The organism is Arhodomonas sp. KWT, assembly GCF_010993615.1.
The window spans coordinates 1-4,468 of the sequence record NZ_WNXE01000005.1 but is presented as its reverse complement, the minus strand read 5'-3'; the positions used below and the strand labels follow the sequence as shown (position 1 = coordinate 4,468).

The window sequence follows — 4,468 nt, the reverse complement described above, 5'->3', positions numbered from 1 at the left end:
GTAAAAAGGGGAGGGGTCGGTGTGCTGGCGCCCCGGGCAGGATTCGAACCTGCGACCTACCGCTTAGGAGGCGGTTGCTCTATCCGACTGAGCTACCGGGGCGTGAGCGGGCAGTATACCGGTGCGCCTCCCGGCGCCCAAATCCCGCCCATAAAAAAGGCCGGTCACTGACCGGCCTTTTTCCGTTATCTGGTGGAGCCGAGGGGAGTCGAACCCCTGACCTCTAGAGTGCGATTCTAGCGCTCTCCCAACTGAGCTACGGCCCCTGTAAGAACGCGAGGGAGTATATCATCGTGCTCTGTCTATGCAATACCGCCGCCCCGCGCGAGGCGGCGGTACGGCGGGTTCACTCGCCGGTCAGCAGCACCTTGATCGCCTTCTCGTCGCTGGCGCGGGAGAACACGTCGTAGGCCCGCTCCACCTCGTCGAGCCGGAAGCGATGGGTCACCAGCCCGGCCGCATCGACACCGCCGGCCTCGAGGATGCGCATGAGCACGGGGATGGTGTTGGTGTTCACCAGGCCGGTACGGACCGTGATGTTCTTGATCCACAGGTCCTCGAGGTGGAAGGTCACGCCCTTGCCGTGGACCCCGATGTTGGCGATGTGACCGCCGGGGCGGACGATGCGCTGGCAGATATCGAACGTGTCCGGGATCCCCACGGCCTCCATGGCCACGTCCACGCCTTCACCGCCGGTCATGTCCATGACCGTGTCCACCGCGTCGCCGGTGACCGTGTCGGTGGCGCCGAGCTGCCGCGCCATCGCCAGCCGGTTCTCGTCCGGGTCGATCATGATGATGCGCGCGGGGGAGTAGAAGCGCGCGGTGAGCAGGGCGGCGAGGCCGATGGGCCCGGAGCCCACGATCGCGACGGTATCGCCGAGCCCGACTTCGCCGTTGAGCGCGCCGATCTCGTGGCCCGTGGGCAGGATGTCGCTGAGCATCACCGCGGCCGCCGGGTCCAGTCCTTCGGGCAGGCGGTAGAGGCTGTTGTCCGCGTGGGGGATGCGCACGCGCTCGGCCTGGGTGCCGTCGATGCGGTGGCCGAGGATCCAGCCGCCGTCGCGGCAGTGGGCGTAGACGCCGCGCTTGCAGTAATCGCAGCGCCCGCAGGCGGTGATACATGAGATCAGCACCGGGTCCCCGGGTTTTACGCCGGCGACGCCGTCACCCACGGACTCGACCACGCCGACACCCTCGTGGCCGAGGATACGGCCCGGTTCGCAGGTGGGGACGTCGCCCTTGAGGATGTGCAGATCGGTGCCGCAGATGGTCGTGTGGGTGATTCGCACGACCGCATCCGTGGGTTTCTCGACGGACGGATCCGGACGGTCCTGCCATGTGCGCTTGCCGGGTCCTTCGTAGACCAGTGCCTTCATCGCGTTGCCTCCCTGCCTTTACAGGCCGTTACGTGGTATCCCCAGTCTAGCTCCGCCGCCGGCCAGGATCACCATCGTCGGTGAGGCACGCCGGACAGCCGCCGGCCGCCGTGCGGTGAGCGGAGGCCGGTGTTCGTGTCAGAATCCCCCTGTCGGCGGGCCATCCCGCGCCCATGGAGCAAGACGTGACGCCGCGGCTGTCGATCATTATCCCCGTCCTCGACGAGGCGGCCGTCCTGCCCGGGCTGCTGGCGTCCCTGGTGCCGTTTCGCGAGGCCGGGGACGAGGTCATCGTCGCGGACGGCGGCAGCCGTGACGGTACGCCCGCATCCGCGGCGCGGCGGGTGGACCGGGTCGTGGGCACGCCGCCCGGGCGTGCCCGGCAGATGAACGCGGGCGCCGCCCGGGCCTGCGGCGGGATGCTGTGGTTCCTGCACGCGGACTCGCGGCTCACCCCCGGATGCCGGGACGCGCTTCTCGACGCCGTCGACGGTGGTGCCGCGTGGGGGCGGTTCGACGTGCGTCTGAGCGGTGACCGCTGGCTCTACCGGGTCATCGCCGCGGCCATGAACACCCGTTCACGCTGGACCGGTATTGCCACCGGAGACCAGGGACTGTTCGTTGACGCCGGCGTGTTCCGGCGCGTGGGCGGATTCCCGGAGCAGCCGCTGATGGAGGATATCGCGCTGTCGGCCCGGCTGCGCCGTGTCGCGCCCCCCTGGTGCGCGCCCGGGCCGCTGGTGACCTCCAGCCGGCGTTGGGAGCGTAACGGCGCGTGGCGCACGATCGCACTGATGTGGCGCCTGCGCCTGGCCTACCGGCTCGGCGCCGATCCGCAGCGTCTCCACCGGCGCTACTACCGTAGTGGCGATGCCCCGTGAGCCGTCATCTGCTGATCTTCGCGAAGCCCCCGCTGCGCGGGCGGGTGAAGACCCGGCTGGCGCGGCGTATCGGCGACCGTGCCGCGCTGGCCGCATACCGGGGCCTGCTCCGCGATACGGTTGTCCGCCTCGCCGGCGCCGGCGGCGCCCGGCTTACCGTGGTTGGGGCCGGGGCGCCGCACCCGGCGCTGCGGCGCCTGGCTGAGCGTCACGGCGGTGATTTCCGGACCCAGGGGCCGGGCGACCTCGGGGCGCGGATGGAGCGCGCGCTGCGGCGCGTGCTGGCTGGCGGCGGTCTGCCGGTGATCGTCGGTGCGGACTGCGCTGGCGTGACCCGTGCCCATGTGACCGGGGCCTTCGCGGCGCTGGAGGCGGGGGCAGGTGTGGTGCTCGCCCCGGCCGAGGACGGCGGCTATGCGCTGGTGGGGGCCTCCCGGCCCGTGCCCGAGGCGTTCGTGCGCATGCCCTGGGGCGATCCCCGGTTGATGCCCCGTACGCGCCGCCGTCTTGCTGCTGCCGGCGTCCCCCTTACCGAGCTGGCACCGGCCTGGGACGTGGATGACTGGCGGGATCTGCACCGCTGGCGGCGCGAGCGCGGCCGGCGGCCGCTTGGAGGTCGCCCGCGCCACGGGTATCCTTGAGGCCCGTCGGGTTCAGCGGCATAACGCTCGCCGCTCAGGGCCCGGATCGATGCCGGCGGACCGCATAACGGCCCGCTTTCCCGGGCAGGTGGCCTGTCGGAGTCAGGCCGCTACTAGGAGTGGCGATGTTTCTGGAGCGCAACCCCCGCTTCGTCAGCCGTCTTACGCGCGACACCCTCGCGATCATACTGGCGGGCGGCCGCGGCGGCCGGCTCGCGAACCTCACCGACTGGCGGACCAAGCCGGCGGTGCCGTTCGGCGGCAAGTTCCGTCTCATCGACTTCCCGCTGTCGAACTGTATCAACTCGGGCATCCGCCGCATCGAGGTGATCACCCAGTACAAGGCGCACTCGCTGATCCAGCACGTCCAGCGCGGCTGGGGGTTCCTGCGCGGTGAGTTCGGGGAGTTCATCGAGGTCGTCCCGGCCCAGCAGCGCCTGGATAAGCCCCTGTGGTTCGCGGGGACCGCCGATGCCATCCATCAGAACATCGACATCATCCAGGCCCACAACCCGGGCTACGTCCTCGTGCTCGCCGGCGATCACGTCTACAAGATGGACTACGGGCCGATGATCGCCCAGCACGCCGCGAGCGGGGCGGACATGACCGTGGGCTGCGTGCGCATGCCGCGTGAGCGCGCGCGCTCGTTCGGGGTGATGACTGCGGATACCGACGGGCACGTGTTGCGTTTCGCCGAGAAGCCCGTGGACCCGGAGCCTACGCCGGACGATCCCGACCGGGCGCTGGTGTCCATGGGCATCTACATCTTCAATCGGGAGTATCTCTTCGAGCGCCTGCGCGCGGACGCCGAGGACATCAACTCTTCCCGGGACTTCGGCCGCGATATAATCCCCGCCGCGATCGAGCAGGACCGGGTGATGGCCTATCCATTCGCCGACCCTGAGTCCGGTGCCCAGCCCTACTGGCGGGACGTGGGCACCGTGGACGCCTTCTTCGAGGCGAACCTGGAGCTCATCGGCCGGACCCCGGAACTCGACCTCTACGACGAGGACTGGCCGATCTGGACCTACCAGGCGCAGCTGCCGCCGGCGAAGTTCATCCACGACGGCGAGGGTCACGGCGGCATCGCCGTGGACGCGATGGTCTCCGGCGGTGACCTCATCGAGGGCGAGGTGCGCCATTCGCTGCTGTTCAGCCAGGTCCGCGTGCGTCCGCGGGCCCGGGTGGAGGACGCCGTCATTCTGCCCGACGTCGAGGTGGGAGCGGGTTCGCGGATCCGCCGCTGCGTGATCGACGAGGGCTGCCGTATCCCGCCCGGGACGGTGATCGGCGAGGACGAGCAGGCGGATTGCGAGCGCTTCTACGTCTCCTCCGGCGGGGTGGTCCTGGTCACCGCGGAGATGCTTGGCCAGGAGGTCGCCCATGTCCGGTGATGGAAACGATTTCCATCGTTTTTCGGCCGACGAACGGTCACTGGCGACAATCCTGTATCCATTGAATTAATCCCTTTACAGCCCTAGAATTAGCTATGTCGCGGTGCAGCATGGCGACAGCAGAATCAGTGGTGTTTTCAACAATGTTCTGAATCGGAGGTTCACCATGCAGAA

Annotated in this window: 4 protein-coding genes and 2 tRNA genes; 3 read left to right on the top strand and 3 right to left on the bottom strand. The window is 69.1% G+C overall.

The window, feature by feature from the left end:
• Window positions 1–25: 25 nt before the first annotated feature.
• The 3 genes from G7A99_RS02285 to G7A99_RS02275 form a co-directional block, all read right to left on the bottom strand.
• Window positions 26–102 (bottom strand) — tRNA-Arg (locus G7A99_RS02285).
• Between the two features lie 88 nt (window positions 103–190).
• Window positions 191–266: transfer RNA gene (locus G7A99_RS02280), tRNA-Ala, on the bottom strand.
• A gap of 80 nt (window positions 267–346) precedes the next feature.
• Window positions 347–1,378 (bottom strand): zinc-dependent alcohol dehydrogenase family protein, encoded by a 1,032-nt coding sequence (locus G7A99_RS02275; protein ID WP_018717273.1) that lies wholly within the window; start codon window positions 1,376–1,378, stop codon window positions 347–349.
• Window positions 1,379–1,551: 173 nt separating this feature from the next.
• Here G7A99_RS02275 and G7A99_RS02270 point away from each other — a divergent pair, with 173 nt between their 5' ends.
• From G7A99_RS02270 to glgC, 3 genes are all read left to right on the top strand, one after another.
• Window positions 1,552–2,259: a TIGR04283 family arsenosugar biosynthesis glycosyltransferase gene (locus G7A99_RS02270; protein ID WP_163138758.1), complete on the top strand. Its 708-nt coding sequence runs from the start codon at window positions 1,552–1,554 to the stop codon at window positions 2,257–2,259.
• Entirely contained in the window at window positions 2,256–2,900 is a 645-nt protein-coding gene (locus G7A99_RS02265) for a TIGR04282 family arsenosugar biosynthesis glycosyltransferase (RefSeq protein WP_163138757.1), read from the top strand. Before G7A99_RS02270 ends, G7A99_RS02265 begins: the two co-directional genes overlap by 4 nt.
• Before the next feature lie 125 nt (window positions 2,901–3,025).
• Entirely contained in the window at window positions 3,026–4,294 is a 1,269-nt protein-coding gene (gene glgC / locus G7A99_RS02260) for a glucose-1-phosphate adenylyltransferase (protein ID WP_018717276.1), read from the top strand.
• Window positions 4,295–4,468: the final 174 nt, after the last annotated feature.

Excerpts from the sequence above, each read along its gene's own strand:
- glgC (WP_018717276.1), top strand. The coding sequence starts at position 3,026 with ATGTTTCTGGAGCGCAACCCCCGCTTCGTCAGCCGTCTTACGCGCGAC.
- G7A99_RS02275 (WP_018717273.1), bottom strand. The coding sequence starts at position 1,378 with ATGAAGGCACTGGTCTACGAAGGACCCGGCAAGCGCACATGGCAGGAC.
- G7A99_RS02270 (WP_163138758.1), top strand. The coding sequence starts at position 1,552 with ATGGAGCAAGACGTGACGCCGCGGCTGTCGATCATTATCCCCGTCCTC.